The 424-nt window shown below is 65.6% G+C and carries 1 pseudogene; it reads left to right on the forward strand.

The annotated features are described in order from the left end of the window. Positions 1-424 (forward strand): annotated as a pseudogene (locus EN955_RS34665) (dihydropteroate synthase); the annotation flags it as partial.

A 424-nucleotide genomic window follows, 5' to 3' on the forward strand; every position in this document is an offset into this window, starting at 1 on the left:
GCCCCGACGAGATCGCCGACCTTCCGGCCTTCCTTGGCCGGGCGGGCAAACCGCCGGATCTGACGCGTCACGATATGCGCATCTTCGCCGAGATCGTCGATGCGCCGATGCTGTCGGTCGAGGCCCTGATGGCGAGGGCCTCGATGCTGGCTGCGGCCGGCGCGGATGTCATCGATCTGGGCTGCCTGCCGGAGACGCCGTTTCCGTTGCTGGCTGAGGCAGTGCGGGCACTCAAGGCACAGGGGTTTGTGGTCAGCGTCGATTCGGCCAGCGCAGACGAACTGTCGATCGGTGCGCACGCCGGCGCGGACTATCTTCTCAGCCTCGATGAGAACACGCTGCCGTTGATCTTCGACCATCGGGCTACGGCAGTGTTGATACCCTCCATCCCCGGCGATCTGGATTCGCTCGGCCGGGCGATTAC

The organism is Mesorhizobium sp. M7A.F.Ca.CA.001.04.2.1 (assembly GCF_003998485.1).
GTDB classification, from domain to species: Bacteria; Pseudomonadota; Alphaproteobacteria; order Rhizobiales; family Rhizobiaceae; genus Mesorhizobium; species Mesorhizobium ciceri.